Below are 21,682 nucleotides of genomic sequence, written 5' to 3' on the forward strand. Positions count from 1 at the left end.
TTCGTAAAAAGCATTCTTAACTGCAATAGAGATCAAATGTGGGAGCGGGCTTGCTCGCGAAAGCGGTGGATCAGTTAAAGATGCGTCGACTGACATACCGCATTCGCGAGCAAGCCCGCTCCCACATTTTGATCTTCATGTGCTCCAAATTCTCGGTGCGACGGCCTCTCGCCCCAATACCGCCGGGCGCAACAGTTTCCATAAATCCATCAACCAACCCCGCGCCAGCAGCGCCTCACTGGCCAGGCAGCGGGCGACCAGCAAGCCGGGCAGTTGGGTCAGATCACCGCGCACCGCATGCGGTAAAGCGCGGCAGGTTTCCAGCAATTCAGGCTCGATATCACCTGTGAGCAACAGCGTGGCAAACACCGGTTGCCCGTCCAGCCCGATGGGCGAGTCGAGCAACCCATCGGCGCCTACAATGCGCTGGCGCTCATGCCAGAGCAACTGGCCGTCACGGCGAATATCCAGGTGCGATTGAAAGTGGCCGAGGTCGAAACGTTCGCCACTGGCCGGGCGGCCGAGGGCGACCACGTCCCAGTAGAACAGCCGCGCATCGCCTTGCAGGTCAATGCGCGTGGTGAGTTCGGCCTGGGCGGCGCTGAACACGATGGTTTCCTGGGGCAGCCATTCCAGGGTGGCGCCGGCTTCCACGCTCAAATCGAGCTGTTGATACGCCGGGCCGCTGGCGCGATACCACTTGGCGGCGCCGGGGCTGGTCAACTGCGCCCAGGCGCCCGCGCCGACATGGGCGCTGATGTCCAGGCGATCACCACCGGCAATCCCGCCGGGCGGGTGCACGATGATGTGCTGGCACACCTCAGGGCCCTCGGCGTACAGGTGCTTTTGCACCCGCAGCGGGCCGAGGTGGCGGCGCATCACCGGGCGCGTGGTGTCGCCGAAACGCGCGTAGCCGAGCTCCAGCTCGGCGTGCCAGCTGGGGGTGAACAGGGCAGGGGAAACGGGCAGGTTCATGGTTGTGTGCTTATCGTCAGGACGCATCAGATTAGATGGTTACGAGTCCTCGTACACCCTCACTTTCCATATTTTCACCTCGGCCTTGCTGGACGATTTCACCGCGTGACATCACCAGATACTGGTCGGCCAGCTCGGCGGCGAAGTCGTAGAACTGCTCCACCACCAGAATCGCCATGTCGCCGCGTGCCGCGAGCTTCTTGATCACCATGCCAATTTCCTTGATCACCGACGGTTGAATGCCCTCGGTGGGCTCATCGAGAATCAACAGGCGCGGGCGGCTGGCCAAGGCGCGACCGATTGCCAGCTGTTGCTGCTGGCCGCCCGATAAATCCCCGCCGCGCCGGTGCTTCATCTGCAGCAGCACCGGGAACAATTCATAGATAAACGCCGGCACTTCCTTGGCTTCGGCGCCTGGAAAACGCGAAAGACCCATCAACAGGTTCTCTTCTACCGTCAACCGACCAAAAATCTCGCGCCCCTGAGGCACATAGGCGATGCCGGCGTGCACACGCTGGTGCGGCTTGAACCCGGTGATGGCCTTGCCTTCCCAGTTCACCGCGCCTTCTTTGGCCGGCAGCAAACCCATCAGGCACTTGAGCAGGGTGGTCTTGCCCACGCCGTTACGGCCGAGCAGGCAGGTGACTTCGCCGACCTTAACGTCAAAGGACAGCCCGCGCAGAATGTGGCTGCCGCCGTAGTACTGGTGCAGCTTGTCGACTTGCAGCATGTTCAAATTCTCCTTAATGATCGTTCCCACGCTCTGCGTGGGAATGCCGCCCTGGACGCTCTGCGTCCGCTTTGTGACGCGGAGCGTCACGGTATGCATTCCCACGCGGAGCGTGGGAACGATCAGCGCGCTCTGCGTCAGCGACCGAGGTAAACCTCGATCACCCGCTCATTTTCCTGCACCTGTTCCAGCGACCCTTCGGCCAGCACGCTGCCCTGGTGCAATACGGTGACGTGATCGGCAATCGAGCCGACAAAGCCCATGTCGTGCTCCACCACCATCAGCGAGTGCTTGCCCGCCAGGCGCTTGAACAGTTCGGCGGTGAACTCGGTTTCGGCGTCGGTCATGCCTGCCACGGGTTCGTCCAACAGCAACAGTTGCGGGTCTTGCATCAGCAGCATGCCGATTTCCAGGAACTGCTTTTGCCCGTGGGACAACAGCCCGGCCGGGCGTTGTACCGAGGCGGTCAGGCGGATGGTGTCGAGCACTTCATCGATGCGGTCTTTCTGCTCGCCGCTCAAGCGTGCGCGCAGGCTGGCCCACACGGACTTGTCGGTTTTCTGCGCCAGCTCCAGGTTTTCGAACACGCTCAGGGCTTCGAACACCGTGGGTTTCTGGAACTTGCGGCCGATGCCTGCCTGGGCGATCTGCACTTCGCTCATGCTGGTGAGGTCCAGGGTTTCGCCGAACCAGGCCTTGCCGTGGCTGGGGCGAGTCTTGCCGGTGATCACGTCCATCAGCGTGGTCTTGCCTGCGCCGTTGGGGCCGATGATGCAGCGCAATTCGCCTACGCCGATGTACAGGTTCAGGTCGTTAAGCGCCTTGAAACCATCGAAGCTGACGCTGATGTCTTCCAGGGTCAGGATGGTGCCGTGGCGGGTATTGAGGCCCTTGCCGGCAGCCTGGCCGAGGCCGATCGCATCGCGGCTGCTGCCCGCGTCTTTATTCGGTTCAAGAATAGGTTCGAGCATAAATTCCGCCGTCGCTGTAACTCTCATTGTTCACCCCGTTTTCTCAACAGGCCGATCACACCCTTGGGCAAATACAGGGTGACGATGATGAACAGCGCCCCGAGAAAGAACAGCCAGTATTCCGGGAACGCCACGGTGAACCAGCTCTTCATGCCGTTCACCACACCGGCGCCCAGCAGCGGGCCGATCAGTGTGCCGCGCCCGCCCAGGGCCACCCACACGGCGGCTTCGATGGAGTTGGTCGGCGACATTTCGCTGGGGTTGATGATGCCCACTTGCGGCACGTACAACGCGCCGGCCAAGCCACACAACACCGCGCTCAACACCCACACAAACAACTTGAAGCCACGCGGGTCGTAGCCGCAGAACATCAGGCGGTTTTCGGCATCGCGCAGTGCCGTCAGCACGCGGCCGAACTTGCTCTGCGCCAGGCGCCAGCCGGTGTACAAACTCGCGACCAGCAACACCACGGTGGCAAAGAACAACACCGCCCGCGTGCCCGGCTCGGTAATCCCAAAGCCCAGGATGCTGCGGAAGTTGGTGAAGCCGTTATTGCCGCCAAACCCGGTCTCGTTGCGGAAAAACAGCAGCATCCCGGCAAAGGTCAGGGCCTGGGTCATGATCGAGAAATACACGCCCTTGATCCGTGAACGAAAGGCGAAGAAGCCGAACACCAGCGCCAGCAAACCCGGCGCCAGCACCACCAGGCACATGGCCCAGAGGAAGTGTTGGGTGCCGATCCAATACCAAGGCAACTCAGTCCACGACAAGAAGGTCATGAACGCCGGCAGTTCATCCCCGGAGGCCTGGCGCATCAGGTACATGCCCATCGCATAACCGCCCAAGGCAAAAAACAAGCCGTGGCCGAGGGACAGCATGCCCGCATAGCCCCACACCAGGTCCAGGGCCAGGGCGACAATGGCGTAGCAGAGGATCTTGCCCACCAGCGTCAGGGTGTAGGCCGACACGTGCAGCGGGTTCTCCGGCGACAGCAGCGAGCACAACGGCAGTGCCAGCAGCAGGATCAGGATCACCGCGCCGACCGCAATCGTCACCTTGGGGCCGGCCTTTTGCGTGGCCGTAAGCATCAATGGCTGGTTCATCAGTCGATCACCCGTCCTTTCAGTGCGAAGAGTCCTTGCGGGCGTTTCTGGATAAACAGAATGATCAGCGCGAGGATCAGGATCTTGCCGAGCACAGCGCCGATCTGCGGTTCGAGAATTTTGTTGGCGATGCCCAGCCCGAAGGCAGCCATCACGCTACCGGCCAACTGGCCGACACCGCCGAGCACCACCACCAGGAACGAGTCGATGATGTAGCTCTGGCCCAGGTCCGGGCCGACGTTGCCGATCTGGCTCAGCGCCACGCCACCCAGCCCGGCGATGCCGGAGCCGAGGCCAAAGGCGAGCATGTCCACGCGCCCGGTGGGCACGCCACAGCAGGCGGCCATGTTGCGGTTCTGGGTGACGGCGCGCACGTTGAGCCCCAGTCGGGTTTTGTTCAGCAGCAGCCAGGTCAGCACGACCACGCACAGCGCGAAGACGATGATCGCGATGCGGTTGTACGGCAGCACCAGGTTGGGCAGCACCTGAATGCCGCCGGACAGCCATTCGGGGTTGGCGACTTCGACGTTCTGTGCGCCGAACACCAGGCGCACCAACTGGATCAGCATCAAGCTGATGCCCCAGGTGGCCAGCAGGGTTTCCAATGGGCGGCCGTAGAGGTGACGAATGACCGTGCGCTCCAGGGCCATGCCGATGACGGCGGTGACAAAAAACGCCACCGGCAGCGCAATCAGCGGGTAGAACTCGATGGCCGCAGGCACGTAGCGCTGCATCATCAGTTGCACTACGTAAGTGGAGTAGGCGCCGAGCATCAGCATCTCGCCGTGGGCCATGTTGATCACGCCGAGCAGGCCGAAGGTGATCGCCAGGCCCAACGCCGCGAGCAGCAGAATCGAACCCAAGGACATGCCACTGAAGGCCTGGCCGAGGATCTCGCCGACCATCAGTTTGCGTTTGACCTGGGCCAGGCTGGTCTCGGCCGCAGTGTGCACGGCGGCGTCGGTTTCGACCCCCGGCGCGAGTAATGCCTCAAGGCGCGTGCGGGCCAGCGGGTCGCCGGTGCCGCCCAACAAACGCACGGCGGCGAGGCGTACGACGGGGTCGGTGTCGACCAGTTGCAGGTTGGCCAAGGCCAGGCTGAGGGCGGTGTGCACGTCTTCGTTGGTTTCGGCGGCGACTTGCTGGTCGAGGAATTTGAGCTGCGCAGGTACAGCGGTTTTTTGCAGGGTTTGCGCCGCTGCCAGGCGCACCTTGGGGTCGGCGGCGAGCAGTTGCTGGCTGGCTTGTAGGTTGTCGATCAGGCCACGCAAGCGGTTGTTCAGGCGTACGGTTTTGGTTTCGCCGTTGACCGTGATCTGGCCTTGTTGCAGGGCGTCCACCAGCTCGATGCGCGCCGGGTCGGGCTGGGCGGCCCACTCCTGGAGCAGCTTGGCTTGTTGCACCGGGTTGGCGGCGAGGAAGTCTTCGGCGTCGCTGGCGTGTGCGGCGAAGGGCAGCAACAGCAAGGCGGCGAGGATGAAGCGGTAAAGGGCAGTGGGCATAAGATTTTCCTGTAGATCGTTCCCACGCTCTGCGTGGGAATGCCGCCTTGGACGCTCTGCGTCCGCGTTGTGACGCAGAGCGTCACGGGATGCATTCCCACGCGGAGCGTGGGAACGATCAGCGGATCAGTTGCTCTTGACGGCGTAATCCGGCTTCTTGTCATTGCCAGGGATGTACGGGCTCCACGGCTGGGCGCGGATCGGTTTTTCGGTCTGCCACACCACCGAGAACTGCCCGTCCGATTGGATTTCACCGATCATCACCGGCTTGTGCAGGTGGTGGTTGGTCTTGTCCATGGTCAGGGTGAAGCCCGACGGCGCCGCGAAGGTCTGCCCGGCCATGGCTTCGCGCACCTTGTCGACGTCGGTGGACTTGGCTTTCTCAACCGCCTGCGCCCACATATGGATGCCGACGTAGGTGGCTTCCATCGGGTCGTTGGTCACGGCTTTATCCGCGCCTGGCAGGTTGTGCGCCTTGGCGTAAGCCTTCCAATCGGCGACGAATTTCTTGTTCACCGGGTTCTCCACCGACTGGAAGTAGTTCCAGGCGGCCAGGTTGCCCACCAGCGGCTTGGTGTCGATGCCGCGCAGTTCTTCTTCACCCACGGAGAACGCCACCACCGGTACGTCGGTGGCCTTCAAACCCTGGTTGGCCAGCTCTTTGTAGAACGGCACGTTGGAGTCGCCATTTACGGTGGAGATCACCGCCGTCTTGCCGCCAGCCGAGAATTTCTTGATGTTGGCGACGATGGTCTGGTAGTCGGCGTGGCCGAACGGGGTGTAGACCTCTTCGATATCTTTATCCGCTACGCCTTTGGAGTGCAGGAACGAGCGCAAAATCTTGTTGGTGGTGCGCGGGTACACGTAGTCGGTGCCGAGCAGGAAGAAGCGCTTGGCGCTGCCGCCTTCTTCGCTCATCAGGTATTCCACCGCCGGGATCGCCTGTTGGTTCGGCGCTGCACCGGTATAGAACACGTTCGGCGACATCTCTTCGCCTTCGTATTGCACCGGGTAGAACAGCAAACCGTTGAGCTCTTCAAACACCGGCAATACCGATTTACGCGACACCGAAGTCCAGCAGCCGAACACCACGGCGACCTTGTCCTGGGTCAGCAGCTGGCGACCTTTTTCGGCGAACAGCGGCCAGTTCGACGCCGGGTCGACAACCACCGGTTCGAGCATCTTGCCGTTGACGCCGCCCTTGGCGTTGATCTCGTCGATGGTCATCAGCGCCATGTCTTTGAGCGAGGTTTCGGAGATCGCCATGGTCCCGGACAACGAGTGCAGGATGCCGACCTTGATGGTCTCGGCGGCCTGCACGGTCCAGGTCAACCCCATGGCGAGAATGGATGCCGACAAAGTAAAAGCCTTGATCAAGCTACGACGCTGCATGGTGCGATCTCCGTAAACCGATATTTTTGTGTGGCAGATACACAGGACTTTGCAAAGGCTGTGCCTGCTGCACCTAACGCGAGCATCCGCAGGGGCTGGCCGGCGAAGGTTGCGCTGGCGCGCACCAACTTGGCGCCGTAATGGCGGCCCTGTGCACGGCAAGCCCTCAAAAAGGGCGCGGGGTTGGATCGCCAGTGCAAGGGTTGGGTAGGAATGTTCCAGCAGAGGGCCTTGGTATGGCGTGCCATAACCTGTCGCCCACTCTGTGGTGCTTCTCAAAAAGGGCGACGGGGGCACATATGCAACGCAAGCAACGCGCAGTGATATTCCAGGATGGTCACCCTATTTTGATTTTCTCAAGGTGCTCTCATGAACGAATCTTCACCGCGTGACAAACGTGCGGCCCCCGCGCGCGGCCTCACGAAGCTTGGGCAGCTCAGCCCTGCCTTTATCAGCGAGGACGACGCCGCGCGTTATATCCACGAGCGCATTGGCACCCGGCGCGATGTGGAATACGCCAGCGTTATTTTGCGGCGTTTGAGCGATGACCTGTACGTGGCCAGCGAGCCGGTCGCCGGCGAGCCCACCAAGTTTAACTGGAACCGGTTGCTGGACCGCGAGCGTGCAGACGGCGAGTTTATGAACCCCGAGGGCTACCAGATTGTGGCAAGCCTGCATTCCCATCCCGGCTCGTTGGATTGGGTCAAAAAAACGTACCCCACGTGGACGCTGCAGCAAATGAAGGCGTTCATGAGTTTTTATTCCACGCCGGATATCCTTATCAACCATCAGGACCGTGCGCGTTTTACCCAGGCTTATCTCTCTGGGCCGGATGGCACACTGATGCGCTACCAACCGAGTGACTCCCCCGCCGAAGCAGGGTTTGTGCATTGGCTGGACACCAACGGGCCATGGTCCTCGCCCCATGCTCATGACGGAACGGTGGAAGGCGTTTACAAGAAACTGGCTTCGGTGGGGCGCTTGACCTTTGTGCAGTCCAGCCCGGACTGGGGCGGTTCGACAGGCGATGTTCCGGTTGATTGGCAGCCCTACCAACCTTTCGTCGCGCCGCCGATGCCACTGTCTTGCGGGCCGGTGTATGCCAGTGTTGAGGAGGCACTGTCGTATGCCCGTTCACGCGTCCAACGCAACCCTAACACCCGGCAACGGGTGCTATTACTCAAGCATGACCTGAAGAATGTGTTTGTCGCGGCGCAGCCGGAACTCACCGGCGTCGATAGTAAACAACTGCCTTTGTTCCCTGCCGGGCTGAACCTTCATGGTCTCTATTTCCACGCCAGGCCCTTGCCTAGCCAATACCCTGACCGGGAGCCATGGCTGTATAAGAGCTTTATCAGCCCGATGGAGCTGGCCATACATATCGCTCAATTTCGTCAGTATTCGCAGGGCGCTCAATCCACCCTTGGCGCGTCGTTGTACATCCGCATGCGCGACGAGTCGATCCTGCGCTATCAATTTTCAGGCTCTGCGGCGGAAACGGCGCTGTTCAGCCGTACAACCACCGGAGATGTAAGCGACAACGGCATTCAGGCTGCCTTGCAGTCGGGGGCGCTGTTGACTCGGGCGCTCGTCTTGCAGGTGGCTGCGGCCGGGGAGTTGACGGTGGTGAAAGCCAGTAATATATGGGACACGGTCGGCCTGGTGACACCCGGCTGGCGGCCATTTTCGAAGATTCCCGTGCCCGCTGTCAGCCCGGCCTTTATTCAGGCGGACGACGCGGCCCGTTGGGCACACGAGGCTATCGGCGAGCGCCGCGATGTCGAGTATGGCGGTGTTATTCTCAAGCGCGCTAATCGCTACTACGCCACCCACCCGGTGCCTGACCAGCGCAATAGCTTCGATCACGGGATCCTGTTGGGCAAGGACAGTGAGGGTAACTTCATCGCCCCTGATGACTACACCGCCGAGGCGTTCTATCACTCCCATCCTGCGGACGCCGCACAAATCCAACGCATGTTCCCCAGCTTCACGGCCGACCAAGTGGTGCTGTTCAACAATTTCTACTCCATGCCGGACCAGCTCTTCAGCTTCAAGAACAGGGCATTCGCCAAGGCCCACTATTTCTCCGGGCCGGATAATGTGCTGCTCAAATACGTCAGCAGTGGCTCGGCGGCGGAGAACACCTTTGCCCAGCAAGTGCGGGACGGCACGGTTGAGGCCAAAAGCGATTTCGAGAACCCTATCTGGAACTTGGCGCAGATCGGTGAGTTATGGGTGCTGATCGCGCATAGGGTGTGGGGCGGCGTTTACGGGCGGGTTAAAAAAGGCTGGCGAATCAACACGCCGGTGACCACCAGCAGTGCTGTGCAGCAACAACCCTTTTTCACCCCGGTGTTCCCCACTGCGGACACTGCCGTCATGGGCGCGCTTTTGTCGCCTGGCGCAGCCGGTGCGGGTGCTATGGGGTTTGTCCTCAAGCACACCAGCGAGGACGCCTACGTCGCGACGTTGGCGCTGCCCAAACGCCAGCCCGTGTTTTCGCCCAACAACGTGTTCCCTGAACGCACCGGCGGCAAGCTTCGATTGCCTTCCAACTACCGGCTGGAGGCTATTTATTTCAATAGCTGGTACGAGAAGGACGAGATCGCAGCGCTGGAACAATGGCTGGCCAGTACCTTCTTTACGCCGGCGCAGATAGTCGCTGCGACCCGCCAGGCGCGGGCAACCCTGGACATCCAGAACCCGGTTCGTGGGTTGAGCCTGTACATGCAGGCCTCAGATGGCGCCCTGTTGAAACTCAAAGTGCCCGAGGCCACGCCCACCTCCGAGCTGGTCAGGCCCCAACGCGAGGGTGAACTTGACGATAACGGTGCCCAGGCGGCCTTGGTCGCCGGCACGCTAAGCCCTCGTGATTATGTGCGCCGGGTGGTTGCCGCGACCGAACTGTCGGTGGTCAAGGCCGCAGGCTTATGGCGAACAGTTGGCCGGGTGGATAACAGCGCCAACCTGCTGAAGACGCCTTACAAGGCGGTATTAAGCCGTTCGTTTCTCTCGGCGCGCGATGCCGCAGTGTATGCCCACGAGCAAATTGGCAACTGGCGGTCCCGCACCTACGGCGGTTACATACTCAAGGGCGAAGACGGCCGTTTTGTCATCACTGAGCCCATGGCAAGTTTTGATAACCCCTTCGCTTTTACGCTGTTTTTTCCACGTGATGGCCGGGGTCCGTTGATCCCCCCGGAACCTTACGTGTTGCATGGTCGCTACGGTTCCCATACGGCCCTGTCGACGGTCGACCCGGCGTGGGTCGCCCAGCGAAAATGGACGCTGGATGAGGCGCAACTCAACCTGCAAGTGTTTGCCGACGATGAAATGTACTCGGTCATTACGGCCGGGCGGGTGGCCTACCTGTCGGGGGCTCAAGATTGCTTGTTGGAATACACCCCAAGCAACTCGCCCCAGGAACAGTTGCTGCTGGCTAATATTGGCCCGCTGGCCGGTGGCGACAGCCTCGGCAAGCGCCTCGACGACGGGCGGATCCGGCCTGCCGATTGGGTTCGGCGCCTGGCCGAGGCGGGGGACTTCAGAATCATCCAGGGCAACCCGTTATGGGGGCAACGCTCGGTGGTCTATAACGACTGGTCCCCCAACTATGTCTACGCCCCGAAGTTCGGCCCCCCCGACTACAGCACCTACGGTGCCTTGTTCGACAGCGCCGATGAGGCTGCCCGTAACCTGCATGGGCGCGTGCACGGGCGGCACTTTCCTGAGCAGGCCTACTTTGCCTTCATTCTCAAACATAAGGATAAGGAGCAGTACATTGCGAGCGAAGTCGTGGGCGTTGCCGCTTGGCACAGCCTGTTTGATCTTGACAGTGTGTTTGAACGGGCAGACGAGAACACTTACCGGCTGCCTGATGGTTTTGTGTTGCACGGGCTATTTCGCTCACAGCAATGGTCACCGGCAGGGCTGAATGCTTCGAACGCCTGGCTGACGCTGTATTTCGTCACGCCGGGCGTGTTGTACGCCTCCCTGCATGCCGCCAACCGGAATGGCAGGAACCCCCTGTCGATTTACTTCTCAACCCTCGATGGTGCGCTGTTGCGGTATTTGACTGCACCGGCTGACATGAGAAGTTCGGGCCTGGCAGACAGGTTGTTGATTCTGGCACAAGACCAGTTGAACTCGGGCCAGAAAAACCCCGTGGACTTCGTCAAGGAGTGGGCGGTGAAGGGGCAGCTGCAGGTGATCCGTACTAGCCAGTGCTGGGATAAAACCGGGTCGGTCGACAAGACCTGGGTCGGCTATGCAACCTTGGCGCCGCGGCGTTTAAGCCCCTCTTTCGCCAACCGCGATGACGCGGCCCGTTACGCTTCGGGCATGGTGAACAACGGTTGGCGGCGTGCTTATGGCGGGGTGATTCTGAGGCTGCCCAACGGGCTGTACGCCTCGACTGAGCCACTGGCGCTTCCGCCGCAGGGGTTCGCACTGAACTGGATTTACCCGGATCAGGTGATTGCGGCGGGGCTTTATCCTGGTGGCAGTACGATCATCGCGCGCTATCGTTCTTTGCTGGACCAAGAGGTATCGCTGCTGCTGTCTGCCACTCAGAAAGCCCTCTACCAAACCATGCCGCCGAGTACGGTGTTGTCCGAGTTGTTCCACGGTCAGAGCCCGATCAAGCAAGAATATGTGTTCGGCTCCAATGGCTCGATTCTCAGTTACAAAATGTCGGACTCTGCCGAGGAGTCGCTGTTCAAGAATCGCCTGGTACCCTTGAACGCGATCAAGGGCGATTACGGCGACAACAGTGTCGAACAGCAGATGCGCAGCGGGGCGCTTTCGCCCCAGGCGTTCATCATTGAGGCGGCGAAGGCCGGTGAGTTGCGTGTGGTGAAGGGCGACAGCGTATGGGGAGAACCCAGGACGATCACGGCGGGTTTTGTGGCCTATCAAACACAACTCAATCCCGGTGAGATTCGCCACGTATTCGGCGACGCGCCCTGCAGCCCGATCTTCACCCAGGCGTACGATGCCGTTCGTTACGCCCAGCGCATGTGGACGCCGCAAACCGATGTGGCCTTCGGTTATGTACTCAAGTCGGTGAACAAGCCGCTGTACATGGCGACCCTGGCGCTCGTCAGAGAAAACCTCGCTGATTTGAAACAGGTTTTTGTCGACGGCCAGTTGCCCCAGGGCTATGTGCTCGATGGCCTGTACCTCTGTGGTTCGACTGCTGCCGTCGCCTCGGCGGACGATGAAATGGCACACAGTTTTTTCCCGCCGTCCTACATCGCCAAGGCACTGCAATTCACCCGTTATGCGCGTAACGGCAGTGTCGTGCCGCTGTATTTGCTGTGCAGTGACGGTGCGCTGCTCAAGTATGTGTTTCCCAAGACGTCACCGCTGTTCGACTGGACGAACAAGGCGCATCTGGACCACACGCAATTGCTCCAAGGCACGTTGAAGGTGCGCGAGTATGTGCGTCGCCTCGCGGGGGTGGGGGAACTGTACATTCGGGGCACCAGTGAAGTCTGGGGCAGGAAAGAGCGGGTCACTGACGTTTGGCTACCGAAAAAGGCGCCCCATGTGTTTGCCTTCGACCCGCACCTTCATTCGTTTTGCGGGCCCTTGTTCTTTTACCCCGATGATGCAGCCCGCTATGCCCAAGGCTTGGTGGCACCTTACAGGGGCAAGCAGTACTTGGGTGCGGTACTGGTTCCAGGGCCAACGCCTGGGTATGTCGCGATCGAACCGGTGGAAGAGCAGGGCACGGGTACTACAAGTACCCTGGCGCTGTTGTTCTGGATCGATCATGCCGGCTTCGACGTGCCTTCCTACAATGTGCTGGGCACCTACAAAATTGCCGCCGTGCAGGCGTTTTACAAGGCGATACCTTCGACGTCGAGCTTTGAGCAGATTGACAAGGATCTGTTGGGTAATTTCGTCTCCAAGGATGACCTGCGTGACTACCTGGCGCAGGTCAAGAGCAATGCGCCCGACGCAATGAGTTGTTACCTGTCCTGCCGGGGCGGTGCACTGCTCAAGTACGTGCCGGCGTTCACCGCGGCTGAAACTCGGCTGCTTGAGCCGGGGCAGGCGCCAGACCCCAGTGTGCTGGTCAGTCAATTGCGCAACCTGGGCAGCTTGTCAGTGCTGGTCCCCGACGCTTTCTGGAGACGTCCGGGCTTACTGGGTGAAGAGTGGAAAGCCGGCGATCTACAGGGCGAAATGGACGTCGACGGGTTCTGGTATGCGCGGGACAAGGATGAGCTCTGATCTCAGCGCTTGCGCATCAGGCCGATAAAAAATAACCCGCCAATCGCCGCCGTCGCCACGCCAATGGGCAGGTCTTCGGGGGCGATCAATGTGCGTGCCGCGACATCGACCCACACCAGGAACACACTGCCCAGCAGCACGCACACGGGCAGCAATCGGCGATGCTCGGCGCCGACCAAGCGCCGGGCAATATGCGGCACCATCAGCCCGACAAAGCCGATGGAGCCGCTGATCGACACCAGCACGCCGGTCATCAGCGACGCGACGAGGAACACCTTGAGCCGCACGTTGCGCGCGTTCAGGCCCAGGGTCACGGCGGTCTGCTCGCCGGCCATCAACGCATTCAGCGGCCGCGCCATGCCCAGCAGCAACAACAACCCCAGCAGCACGGTCGCGGCGGGAATCGCCAACAGTTCCCAACGGGCGAGACCCAGGCCGCCGAGCATCCAGAACATCACCGCCGACGCGGCGCGGTGGTCGCCCATGAACAGCAGTAGATTGGCCACCGCCATCATCACGAATGACACGGCCACGCCGCACAACAGCAGGCGATCACTTTCCAGGCGGCCGTTGCGACTGGCCACCGCCAGCACCACCAGCATGCTCAACAGCGCGCCGATAAACGCGGCGATGGGCAGGGTCAGCAGGCCGATGATTTCACCCACATGCAACACCACGATCACGGCGCCAAGGGTGGCGCCGGACGTCACCCCGAGCAGGTGCGGGTCGGCCAGCGGGTTGCGCGTTACTGCCTGCAACACCGCGCCGATCAACGCCAGCCCGGCGCCCACCAACGCGCCGAGCAACATGCGCGGCACGCGGATCAGCCAGACGATATGTTCCTGGCCCGTGCTCCAGTTCACCGCACCGATGCCGAACGCCTTGTTCAGCAAAATCCGCCACACCACCTCCACCGGCACCCGCGCCGAGCCGAACCCCAGCGAGATCACACAAGAGACCAGCAGCAAAGCGCCCAGGGCGACCAGCAATACGGCGTAGCGACGGTTGATCATTCGCCGTGAAACCCCTTGGCCAGGGTTTCCACCGCCAGCACGTTGTCGATGCCCGGTGTGGCCTGCACATACGGGATCACGATAAAGCGCTGATTCTTGACGGCGTCCACCGATTGCAGGGCTGGGTTGTTGAGCAGGAACTGCTCTTTTTGCTCGGCAGTGATTTCGCTGTAGTCGACGATCACAATCACCTGCGGGTTGCGCTCCACCACGGTTTCCCAGTTGACGCGGGTCCAGCTGGCGTCGATGTCATCAAGGATATTGCGCCCGCCGGCCGCCTCGATCAGCGCCTGTGGCATGCCCAGGCGGCCGGAGGTCATGGCGCGGTCTTCGCCGCTGTCGTACAGAAACACCCGCGGCTTGTCGGCGGGCAGGTCTTTTTGCACCTCGGCGACTTGCGCCTGCATCTGCGCAATCAAGGCGTTGGCGCGGTCCTGCACATCGAAGATCTTGCCCAGGTTGCGCAGGTCGTTATAGGTGTCTTCCAGGGTCGCGGCGGGGCGTTTCATCACAAACGCGCACGACTCGGTCAGCTCATACACGTTGATGCCCAACGGTTGCAGGGTTTGCGGCGTAAGGTCACCGCCCACGCGCATGCCGTAGTCCCAGCCGGCAAAGAAGAAATCCACGTTGGCATTGAGCAGGGTTTCCACCGACGGGTACTTGCTGGCCAGTTCAGGCAGGCCGTCGAGAAGGTGGGCCATGTGCGGGGTCACTGACTTCCAGCCGGTGACGCCGCTGTAGCCGGCCATGTGTGGCTTGAGGCCCAGGGCAAGCATCATCTGGGTCATGTTGATGTCGTGGCTGACCGCATGTTTCGGCGCTTCCTGGAAGGTCACGTCGCGGTTGCAGCTTTTGATGGTCACCGGGTAATGGGTCGCCTCGGCGAATGCGTGAGCAGTGCCGGACAACAGGGCGAGAGACAGCAGGACGCGCAGGATCATGGTTGAGTTATCCAGGTGATTCGGGGGTAGCCGGACAAAGGGTGAGTGTCGATCAGGGCTTCGACGGCGAACACTTCGCGCAGCAGCTCGGCCGTGAGTACTTCGTGAGGCGTGCCGCTGGCGACGATGCGCCCGTGGTTGATCACGTACAGGCGATCACAGAATGCGGCCGCCAGGTTCAGGTCGTGGATGCTCGCCAGGGTGCCGATGTTCAGGCGCTTGACCAGCCGCAGCAGCTCCAGCTGATAGCGTGGGTCGAGATGGTTGGTCGGCTCGTCGAGGATCAGCAGCTGTGGTTGCTGGGCCAGGGCACGGGCAAGGATGACACGCTGTTTTTCACCGCCCGAGAGGGTCGCGAACGCATGGTCTTCGAAGCCTTGCATGCCGACCGAAGCCAATGCCTCTCGGATCAGCTGCCGGTCGTGCAGCGTGTCGCCATCGAACAAACCCTTGTGGGGCGTGCGGCCCATGGCGACCACTTCATCCACGCGTAAACCGAAGGCGTCGGGAAACTCCTGCAGTACCACGGCGATGCGTTGCGCGCACCACTTGGCGCTTTGCTTCCACACGTTCTGGTGTTCGAGCTGCACGTCACCGTGTTCCGGTTTAGTGAAGCGATAGGCGCAGCGCAACAGGCTGGTCTTGCCGCTGCCATTGGGGCCGATCAACCCGACAAATTCCCCCTCACCGACCTGCAAGCTGGCGTCACGCAGTTGGAACCGGTGATTGCAGTGGTCGTGGCCCGGTGGGGTCCATTCAAGCTGGGTGAGGGTGAGTGAGGTCATTCATGTTCTCAAGGTCAGCGCAGATCAAACAATGTGGGAGCGGGCTTGCTGTGGCGAGGGAGCTTGCTCCCGTTCGACAGCGAAGCTGGAGCCGGCTTTTTTGGGGGCGCTTCGCACCCCAGCGCAAGCAAGCTTGCTCGCCACAGCAAGCCCGCTCCCACAGGGTTCCATGGTGTATCCGTTAAAAGGTGTAGTCCGCCGTGACGAAGAACGAGCGTGGTTCACCCAAAATCCACTGCTGGCCGTTGTTGTACTGGCTGACGGCGTAAGTGCGGTTGAACAGGTTATTCAGTTGCAGGCCCAAGGTGGTATTGCGCATCGCCTTCCACGACACGCTGGCGTCGACCACGGTGTAGCTCGGCACTTCGCGGGTGTTGGCCGTATCGGCATACCGCGCGCTGACATAACGCGCGCCGGCACCGGCACGCACATCGTCGGTCACAGCCTTGCTCAGCCACAGGTTGGCGGTACGGTCAGGCACGTCTACCGGGCGGTTGCCATTGCGGGAAACCGCCTGGTTGTTGACCACTTCAGAGAAGTCATCGTACTGCGCCCGCACGATGGCGGCGTTGGCTTGCAGCTGCCAGGCGTTCGGCAGTTGCAGGTCGAGGCTGGCTTCCAGGCCGTTGGAGGATTGCTGGCCGACTTGTTCCTTGAGCGTCGTGCCGGGAATGCTCACCAACAATTTCTTTTTGACGATGTGATACGCCGCCAACGTCCACTCGCCACGCGAGTCCCAGAACGCCTGCTTGATGCCGACTTCGGCCTGCTTGGCGGTGGACAAACCGAACTGCTGCTGACTCGGGCTCAAGCTGATCAGGCTGCCGACGCCGTCGGTGCTGGTGGCGTATTGGCCGTAGACCGAAGTGTCCGGGGTGATCGCATAGACCAGGCCGGCTTTCCAGTTATTGCCGGTGAGGGTCTTGTCGGAGTCTTGGTTTTCTATTGTCAGATCATTGCTGTCGATGTGCAGATAGTCGCGCCGTGCGCCGGTGATCAGCGACAGTTTATCGGTCAATTGCAGGCGGTTTTCGGCGAAGGCGGCGAGCTGTTTGGTGGTGGTGACCGACTGCGCAATAAACGGGCTGGCACTTTCAAACGGTTGCGGCACGGGGTGGTTGATATCCACCGGCTGGCCGCCGCCGGGCAGGTCTTCGAAGGGCGCGTTGCTGGCCAGGCGGAAACGAATGCGGTTGTACTCGACGCCTGTCACCGTCTGGCTGTCGAGGCCGAACAACGTGTGCTTGAAGGTGAAGGTCTGGCGGTCGCCGATTTGCTCCTGGTTGTGCTTGATGCCCAGGTAGCTCTGGCGTACGAGCCCGCCGCCCACATAGTTGTAGCTCTCGGCGTTCTGCCAGCGGCGCTGGTTTTTCAGGTACGACAGCTCGTTGGTGGCGGTGACGTTGTCATTGATCTGCCACTCGCTGGTCAGGCGCGTCCACTGGTCGTTGTAGTGTTGTTTGTCGTCGCTGACGTTGTAGTTCTTGTCGCGCAGGCTTTTGTGCAACTGGCCGTTGATCAACGGCGTGCCGTAATAATTCTGTGGGGTCTGATCGCCGTAGTCGTGGGCCAGGGTGAAGCTCAAGTTCTCGGCAGGCTGCCAGCGCAGGGCGCCGCTGACGAAGTCGCTGGCCGAGTCACCCCGCTGGATGAAACCGTTGCTGCGCAGGCGGTTGACGTTCAGGCGGTAGCTCAGCGTGTCGGTCAGCGAGCCGCCGCTGTCCAGGGCTTGTTGCTGGCGGTCATAGGAACCGTAGCCGAGGCGGATGTGGTTTTCGATCTCGCCTTCAAACGGCTTCTTCGCGATGGTGTTGATCACAGCGCCGGTGGCGCCCTGGCCGTACATCACCGAGGCCGGGCCACGCAGCACGTCGACGCGCTCGACCGACCAAGTGTCCACCGGGAAGGTGGATGTGCCGGCGCCGTCGAACATGCGCTGGCCGTCGTACAGTTGCAGTACCGAACTCTGCCCGGTAAACCCGCGTGCTTGCAACGAGGTGCCGCCGTCGCCCGGCGTGCCGGTGCGGCTGATGCCGGTAGCGCGGGAGATAGCGTCCTGCACGCTGGCGTCGCCGCGTTCGCGGATCTTCTCGCCGGTTTGGCTCTCGACACTGCCGGGAGTTTGCAGGGCCGTAAGGTTCAGGCGCGAGCCGGCGGTGGTCGGGGTGTTCAGGTCGACACGTTCGTCATCCACGGCGGGCGCGGTCACGGGGCTGGCGGGCAGGGTGAGGGCCTGGGCGCTGTTCTGCAGGGCGAGCAGGCACAAGCCGGACGCGAGGTACTTGTTCATCGGTCGATCAATCACTTCTCGAAGGGTGTGCTCACCGCAGGGCGCGGCGAGCAACGATAACGCAGAAAGTGTTATAAGTTAACACTTATTGGCTGCGAGACAAAAGTCGCGCAAGACTACAGAAGGGCTCTGTCTTGGGCATCTCGCCTGCTTCATGCAGAACCTGAGGCAGATTCACGTCTGTTGAAAAAGCGCGCCAACACCAGGCGATCCAATGCCCACACCACGATCAACGACGCACCGACCAAAGGGAAAATGATCGCCAGCGCGAGCATGATCACCATCGCGGTTTTCCATTTCGGCAGGTCATGGCGCAACGGCGGTACACCCAGCCCACCGGTCGGCCGACGCTTCCACCAGATCACCACGCCACTGACGGCGCTGAGCAGAATCATCAGGCAGATCAGCAGCACGATCAGCTGGTTCACCCAGCCAAACATCTTGCCCTCATGCAACATCACGCCGGTTTCGGTGGCCCTTGCGACGGTGTTGTAGTGCTCCCAGCGCACATCGGTGAGCACCTTGCCGGTGTATTGGTCCACGTGCAGGGTGGCGTCGTTGCGGGGGTCGTTGGCGAAAACCGCGACGGTGAACACGCCTTCGGCGGTGGTGGGGAAGGTGATGCTGTAGCCGGGCTCGACCTTGCGTGCGGTGGCCAGGTCGACCACTTGCTGCAGGCGCAACGTGGGCGCAGCCGGGTCTGAGTGCGTGGCGCCGTGGTTCATGTGTTCGGCGTGGTCGCCGGACATGGGCATCGGCGTGTTTTCCATGGCCCAGGGCACGGTCTGTTGGCTGGCGGTATTAAGCACGCGGGCCTGTTGGTCAGACTGCGGCACGTTGTTCCACATCGCGGCCGGAAACCGATTCCACAGCTCGGCATATTGCTTGCCCCACAAGCCGGTCCAGGTCATGCCGCTGAGCAGCATCACCAGCAAAAATGCCGCGCCCCAGAAACCGGCGACCGCGTGCATGTCGCGCCAGAACACCCGGCCACGTGTGTTGAACCGTGGCCACAACACCCCGGCCGACGACTTGCCGCGCGGCCACCACAGGTACACACCAGACGCTACCAGCATCACGCCCCAACCGGCGGCGAGTTCCACCAGGCGGTCGCCGACGGTGCCGATCATCAGCTCGCCATGGAGTGCGCGGGCGATGGCTTGCAGGTTGTATTTGGCATCCTGTTCGCCGAGCACCGTGCCGCGGTACGGATCGACAAATACCGTCACTTCGCGGCCGTTGTTATGCATCACGAATTGCGCACTGCTGGTGGCGTCGGCAGGCGGCAAATATTTGCTGATTTTGCCTTGGGGGAACGCTGCCTGGGCGCGTTGCAATTGCTCATCGGCGCTCAATGCGTGCTCGGCGCTTTGCACCTTGAGCAGGTCGCCATACATCAGCGGGTCGAGCTGGGGTTTGAACAGGTAGATGATGCCGGTGAGGGCCAGCAGCACCATGAAAGGGGCGACGAAGAGCCCGGCGTAGAAGTGCCAGCGCCAGGCCAGGTTGTAGAAGGAAACTTTTTGAGTGGTCATCATTAGGCTCCGCAAGGCTTTGAATTTTTTGTGTTGATTACACCGCTATCGCAGGCAAGCCAGCTCCCACAGGGGAATGTATTTCAACTGTGGGAGAGGGCTGCCCGTGATGCTTTTAGAAGCTCATGTCCACCTTGGTCCAGAGCGTGCGCCCTGGCTCCTTGATGGCTTGCGGGTCGCTGGCCGGGTAACCGAAACCTGCGTTACCGGCCAGGTTCAAGTGCTCGGCGTAAGCCTTGCCGAACAGGTTGTCGACGCCGGTGCTGACCTTGAAATTTTTATTGATGCGGTACGCCGCGTTCAGCGAGAACACGCCAAAGCCGCCGCTCTTGTCGAAGTCCTTGCCGACCACGTTGCCCTTGTTCTGGTCGATACGGTTTTGCGCCGCGACCACACGCCACAAGGCACCGGCGCTCCAGTCGTCTTCGCTGTAGGTCAGGCCGAAGCGTGCGTCCAGCGGCGGCATTTGCGGCAGTGCCTTGCCGTCGCTGGTGTTCTTGCCCCAGGCGTAGGCAAGGCTGGCGTCGGCCTTCCAGTTGCGCGTCAGCTTGTACGCCGCGCCCAATTCACCACCCATGATCCGTGCATCAATGTTGCGCGCCTGGGAGGTGGTGCCCATCATGCCGGGCTTGTAGTCGAACAGGATGAAGTCGCGCACCTGGCCGACATAAGCTGAGGCCCAGGCTTCCACGTCAGCGGTTTTGTATTGCGCGCCGAAGTCGAGCTGGGTGGTCTTTTCCGGCTTCACGCCATCGAAGGCATTCACCGAACCGACGGCGCCGGTGTTGGGGGAAAACAGCTCCCAGTAATCCGGGAAGCGTTCGGCGTGGCCCAGCCCGGCGTAGACGGTGGTCGGGCTGTCGGCCAGGTCGTGTTCATAACGCATAAAGCCCGACGGCAGGGTGTCGGCGCGGGTGTCGTCGGCGGTCGGGTTGGGGCGGGACATCATGCCTGAGCCCGTGCGTTGCCGAAAATCCTTAGCCGAGGCACGGTCCAGGCGCGCGCCGGTGATCAGGCGATCACGGTCGGCGGCGTACCAGGTCAGCTCGCCGAACACGCCGTAATTGTGGAAATTGGCGTCCTTGTTGCGCGGCAGGTCTTTGTAGGTGTCGATGCCCATGCTGCTGCGCTGGCGGTGCTCGTTGGTCTGCGCATCCAGGCCGCTGATCAACTGCACATCGGCCCAGCGCCAGGTCGCCTTGATCCGCGCGCCGAGGGTGCGGCGGTCGACGTTGGAGGCCATGGGGCCGGCCATCATCCCGGTGCCTGACGGCGTGCGCAGGCTGTAGTTGTCCATCACATGGTCGGCATAGTTGTAATAGACCTGGGCCTCGACCTTATCCAGCACCTCGCCGATATTGGATTTTTCGAAGCGCAACCCAAGGCTTTCGCGCAGGAACTGCGAACCGTCCATGCCACGCCCGGCGTAACGCGCTTCACCGTCGCCGCGCCCAGCGGTCAGTTCCAGCAGGGTGTCGGCGTCCGGGGTAAAACCGACGGCGACGTCGCCGTTCCATTTGTCGTAGCGCGAGGCGACCGTATCGTTGTTGCCGTCCTTGTAGTCATCGGCATGCGCCTGGTTGCCGATCACTCGCACGTAGCCCAACGGCCCACCAGCGGCGGCATCGATGACCTTGTCGAAACGCCCGTTGGAGCCGGCCAGCACGCTGGCATTGACCCGTGTGCCCAACTCGCCGAACTGCTCGGGCTCGCGGTCGAACAGGATGGTGCCGGCCGACGCGCCTGGCCCCCACAGCACGGTTTGCGGGCCTTTGATCACGGTGAGCTTGTCGTAGGTTTCCGGTGAAATATACGAGGTCGGCGCGTCCATGCGGCCTGGGCAGGCGCCGAGCATCATGCCGCCATTGGTGAGGATATTCAGGCGCGAGCCGAACATGCCGCGCAGTACCGGGTCGCCATTGGTGCCGCCGTTGCGCACCAAGGCGAAGCCGGGGATGGTCTTGAGGTAGTCGCCACCATCACTGGCGGGCACCGGTTGGCGTGGGTCTTTCGGGTTGGTGATGACGGTCAGCGGCGAGCTGGGGGCAATCGCGGTGATCACCGTGGGGCTCAGCTCATGATCATCCGCGTGAACCTGTGGCACCAACAATGCGCCACACAGAACAGCGAAAACGGGGGTACGTCCCAAACGGGTGTCAGCAGAAAACCTGGACATGAAAAATTCCATCAATCGTTCGTAAA

The 21,682-nt window shown here is 61.5% G+C and carries 13 protein-coding genes; 1 reads left to right on the top strand and 12 read right to left on the bottom strand.

Annotation, left to right across the window (positions count from 1 at the left end):
* Window positions 1-135 precede the first annotated feature (135 nt).
* The 6 genes from ACA065_RS02960 to urtA all read right to left on the bottom strand — a co-directional run bounded on the left by ACA065_RS02960 (window position 136) and on the right by urtA (window position 6,673).
* Complete coding sequence (locus ACA065_RS02960; protein WP_497693243.1) at window positions 136-975, bottom strand: urease accessory protein UreD; 840 nt, start codon at window positions 973-975, stop codon at window positions 136-138.
* A 31-nt stretch (window positions 976-1,006) separates the two neighbouring features.
* A complete protein-coding gene (gene urtE, locus ACA065_RS02965) occupies window positions 1,007-1,705 on the bottom strand; it encodes an urea ABC transporter ATP-binding subunit UrtE (protein ID WP_497693244.1) in 699 nt (232 codons plus the stop codon).
* 137 nt (window positions 1,706-1,842) lie between these two features.
* Complete coding sequence (gene urtD, locus ACA065_RS02970; protein ID WP_497693245.1) at window positions 1,843-2,703, bottom strand: urea ABC transporter ATP-binding protein UrtD; 861 nt, start codon at window positions 2,701-2,703, stop codon at window positions 1,843-1,845.
* The gene (gene urtC / locus ACA065_RS02975; RefSeq protein WP_497693246.1) at window positions 2,700-3,779 is read right to left on the bottom strand and encodes an urea ABC transporter permease subunit UrtC; all 1,080 of its coding nucleotides are present in this window, start codon (window positions 3,777-3,779) and stop codon (window positions 2,700-2,702) included. Before urtC ends, urtD begins: the two co-directional genes overlap by 4 nt.
* The gene (gene urtB, locus ACA065_RS02980; protein ID WP_497693247.1) at window positions 3,779-5,281 is read right to left on the bottom strand and encodes an urea ABC transporter permease subunit UrtB; all 1,503 of its coding nucleotides are present in this window, start codon (window positions 5,279-5,281) and stop codon (window positions 3,779-3,781) included. Before urtB ends, urtC begins: the two co-directional genes overlap by 1 nt.
* Window positions 5,282-5,407: 126 nt before the next feature.
* Window positions 5,408-6,673, bottom strand: coding sequence for an urea ABC transporter substrate-binding protein (urtA, locus tag ACA065_RS02985; protein WP_497693248.1), 1,266 nt, complete (start codon window positions 6,671-6,673; stop codon window positions 5,408-5,410).
* Window positions 6,674-7,042: 369 nt separating this feature from the next.
* Between urtA and ACA065_RS02990 the strand changes: the two genes are divergently transcribed.
* A complete protein-coding gene (locus ACA065_RS02990) occupies window positions 7,043-12,913 on the top strand; it encodes a DUF4329 domain-containing protein (protein WP_497693249.1) in 5,871 nt (1,956 codons plus the stop codon).
* Between the two features lie 2 nt (window positions 12,914-12,915).
* Here ACA065_RS02990 and ACA065_RS02995 read toward each other — a convergent pair whose 3' ends face one another.
* The 6 genes from ACA065_RS02995 to ACA065_RS03020 form a co-directional block, all read right to left on the bottom strand.
* Entirely contained in the window at window positions 12,916-13,926 is a 1,011-nt protein-coding gene (locus tag ACA065_RS02995) for a FecCD family ABC transporter permease (RefSeq protein WP_497693250.1), read from the bottom strand.
* Entirely contained in the window at window positions 13,923-14,870 is a 948-nt protein-coding gene (locus tag ACA065_RS03000) for an ABC transporter substrate-binding protein (protein WP_497693251.1), read from the bottom strand. Before ACA065_RS03000 ends, ACA065_RS02995 begins: the two co-directional genes overlap by 4 nt.
* On the bottom strand, window positions 14,867-15,655 hold the full coding sequence (locus tag ACA065_RS03005) for an ABC transporter ATP-binding protein (RefSeq protein ID WP_497693252.1): 789 nt from the start codon (window positions 15,653-15,655) through the stop codon (window positions 14,867-14,869). Before ACA065_RS03005 ends, ACA065_RS03000 begins: the two co-directional genes overlap by 4 nt.
* A 181-nt stretch (window positions 15,656-15,836) precedes the next feature.
* Window positions 15,837-17,945 carry a TonB-dependent receptor gene (locus ACA065_RS03010; RefSeq protein ID WP_497693253.1) on the bottom strand — a complete coding sequence of 703 codons (2,109 nt, stop codon included), beginning with the start codon at window positions 17,943-17,945 and terminating at the stop codon, window positions 15,837-15,839.
* 152 nt (window positions 17,946-18,097) lie between these two features.
* Window positions 18,098-19,480 carry a PepSY-associated TM helix domain-containing protein gene (locus ACA065_RS03015; RefSeq protein WP_497693254.1) on the bottom strand — a complete coding sequence of 461 codons (1,383 nt, stop codon included), beginning with the start codon at window positions 19,478-19,480 and terminating at the stop codon, window positions 18,098-18,100.
* 115 nt (window positions 19,481-19,595) lie between these two features.
* Complete coding sequence (locus ACA065_RS03020; RefSeq protein WP_497693255.1) at window positions 19,596-21,656, bottom strand: TonB-dependent copper receptor; 2,061 nt, start codon at window positions 21,654-21,656, stop codon at window positions 19,596-19,598.
* Window positions 21,657-21,682 lie beyond the last annotated feature (26 nt).

The sequence above is a fragment of the Pseudomonas sp. LBUM1640 genome, from assembly GCF_059716225.1.

What these genes read in the sequence shown, in the direction of transcription:
- ACA065_RS03020 (WP_497693255.1), bottom strand. Translation starts at nt 21,656, where the DNA reads ATGTCCAGGTTTTCTGCTGACACCCGTTTGGGACGTACCCCCGTTTTC.
- ACA065_RS02990 (WP_497693249.1), top strand. Translation starts at nt 7,043, where the DNA reads ATGAACGAATCTTCACCGCGTGACAAACGTGCGGCCCCCGCGCGCGGC.
- urtE (WP_497693244.1), bottom strand. Translation starts at nt 1,705, where the DNA reads ATGCTGCAAGTCGACAAGCTGCACCAGTACTACGGCGGCAGCCACATT.
- urtC (WP_497693246.1), bottom strand. Translation starts at nt 3,779, where the DNA reads ATGAACCAGCCATTGATGCTTACGGCCACGCAAAAGGCCGGCCCCAAG.
- ACA065_RS02995 (WP_497693250.1), bottom strand. Translation starts at nt 13,926, where the DNA reads ATGATCAACCGTCGCTACGCCGTATTGCTGGTCGCCCTGGGCGCTTTG.
- ACA065_RS03000 (WP_497693251.1), bottom strand. Translation starts at nt 14,870, where the DNA reads ATGATCCTGCGCGTCCTGCTGTCTCTCGCCCTGTTGTCCGGCACTGCT.
- urtD (WP_497693245.1), bottom strand. Translation starts at nt 2,703, where the DNA reads ATGAGAGTTACAGCGACGGCGGAATTTATGCTCGAACCTATTCTTGAA.
- ACA065_RS03005 (WP_497693252.1), bottom strand. Translation starts at nt 15,655, where the DNA reads ATGACCTCACTCACCCTCACCCAGCTTGAATGGACCCCACCGGGCCAC.
- urtB (WP_497693247.1), bottom strand. Translation starts at nt 5,281, where the DNA reads ATGCCCACTGCCCTTTACCGCTTCATCCTCGCCGCCTTGCTGTTGCTG.
- ACA065_RS03010 (WP_497693253.1), bottom strand. Translation starts at nt 17,945, where the DNA reads ATGAACAAGTACCTCGCGTCCGGCTTGTGCCTGCTCGCCCTGCAGAAC.
- ACA065_RS02960 (WP_497693243.1), bottom strand. Translation starts at nt 975, where the DNA reads ATGAACCTGCCCGTTTCCCCTGCCCTGTTCACCCCCAGCTGGCACGCC.
- ACA065_RS03015 (WP_497693254.1), bottom strand. Translation starts at nt 19,480, where the DNA reads ATGACCACTCAAAAAGTTTCCTTCTACAACCTGGCCTGGCGCTGGCAC.
- urtA (WP_497693248.1), bottom strand. Translation starts at nt 6,673, where the DNA reads ATGCAGCGTCGTAGCTTGATCAAGGCTTTTACTTTGTCGGCATCCATT.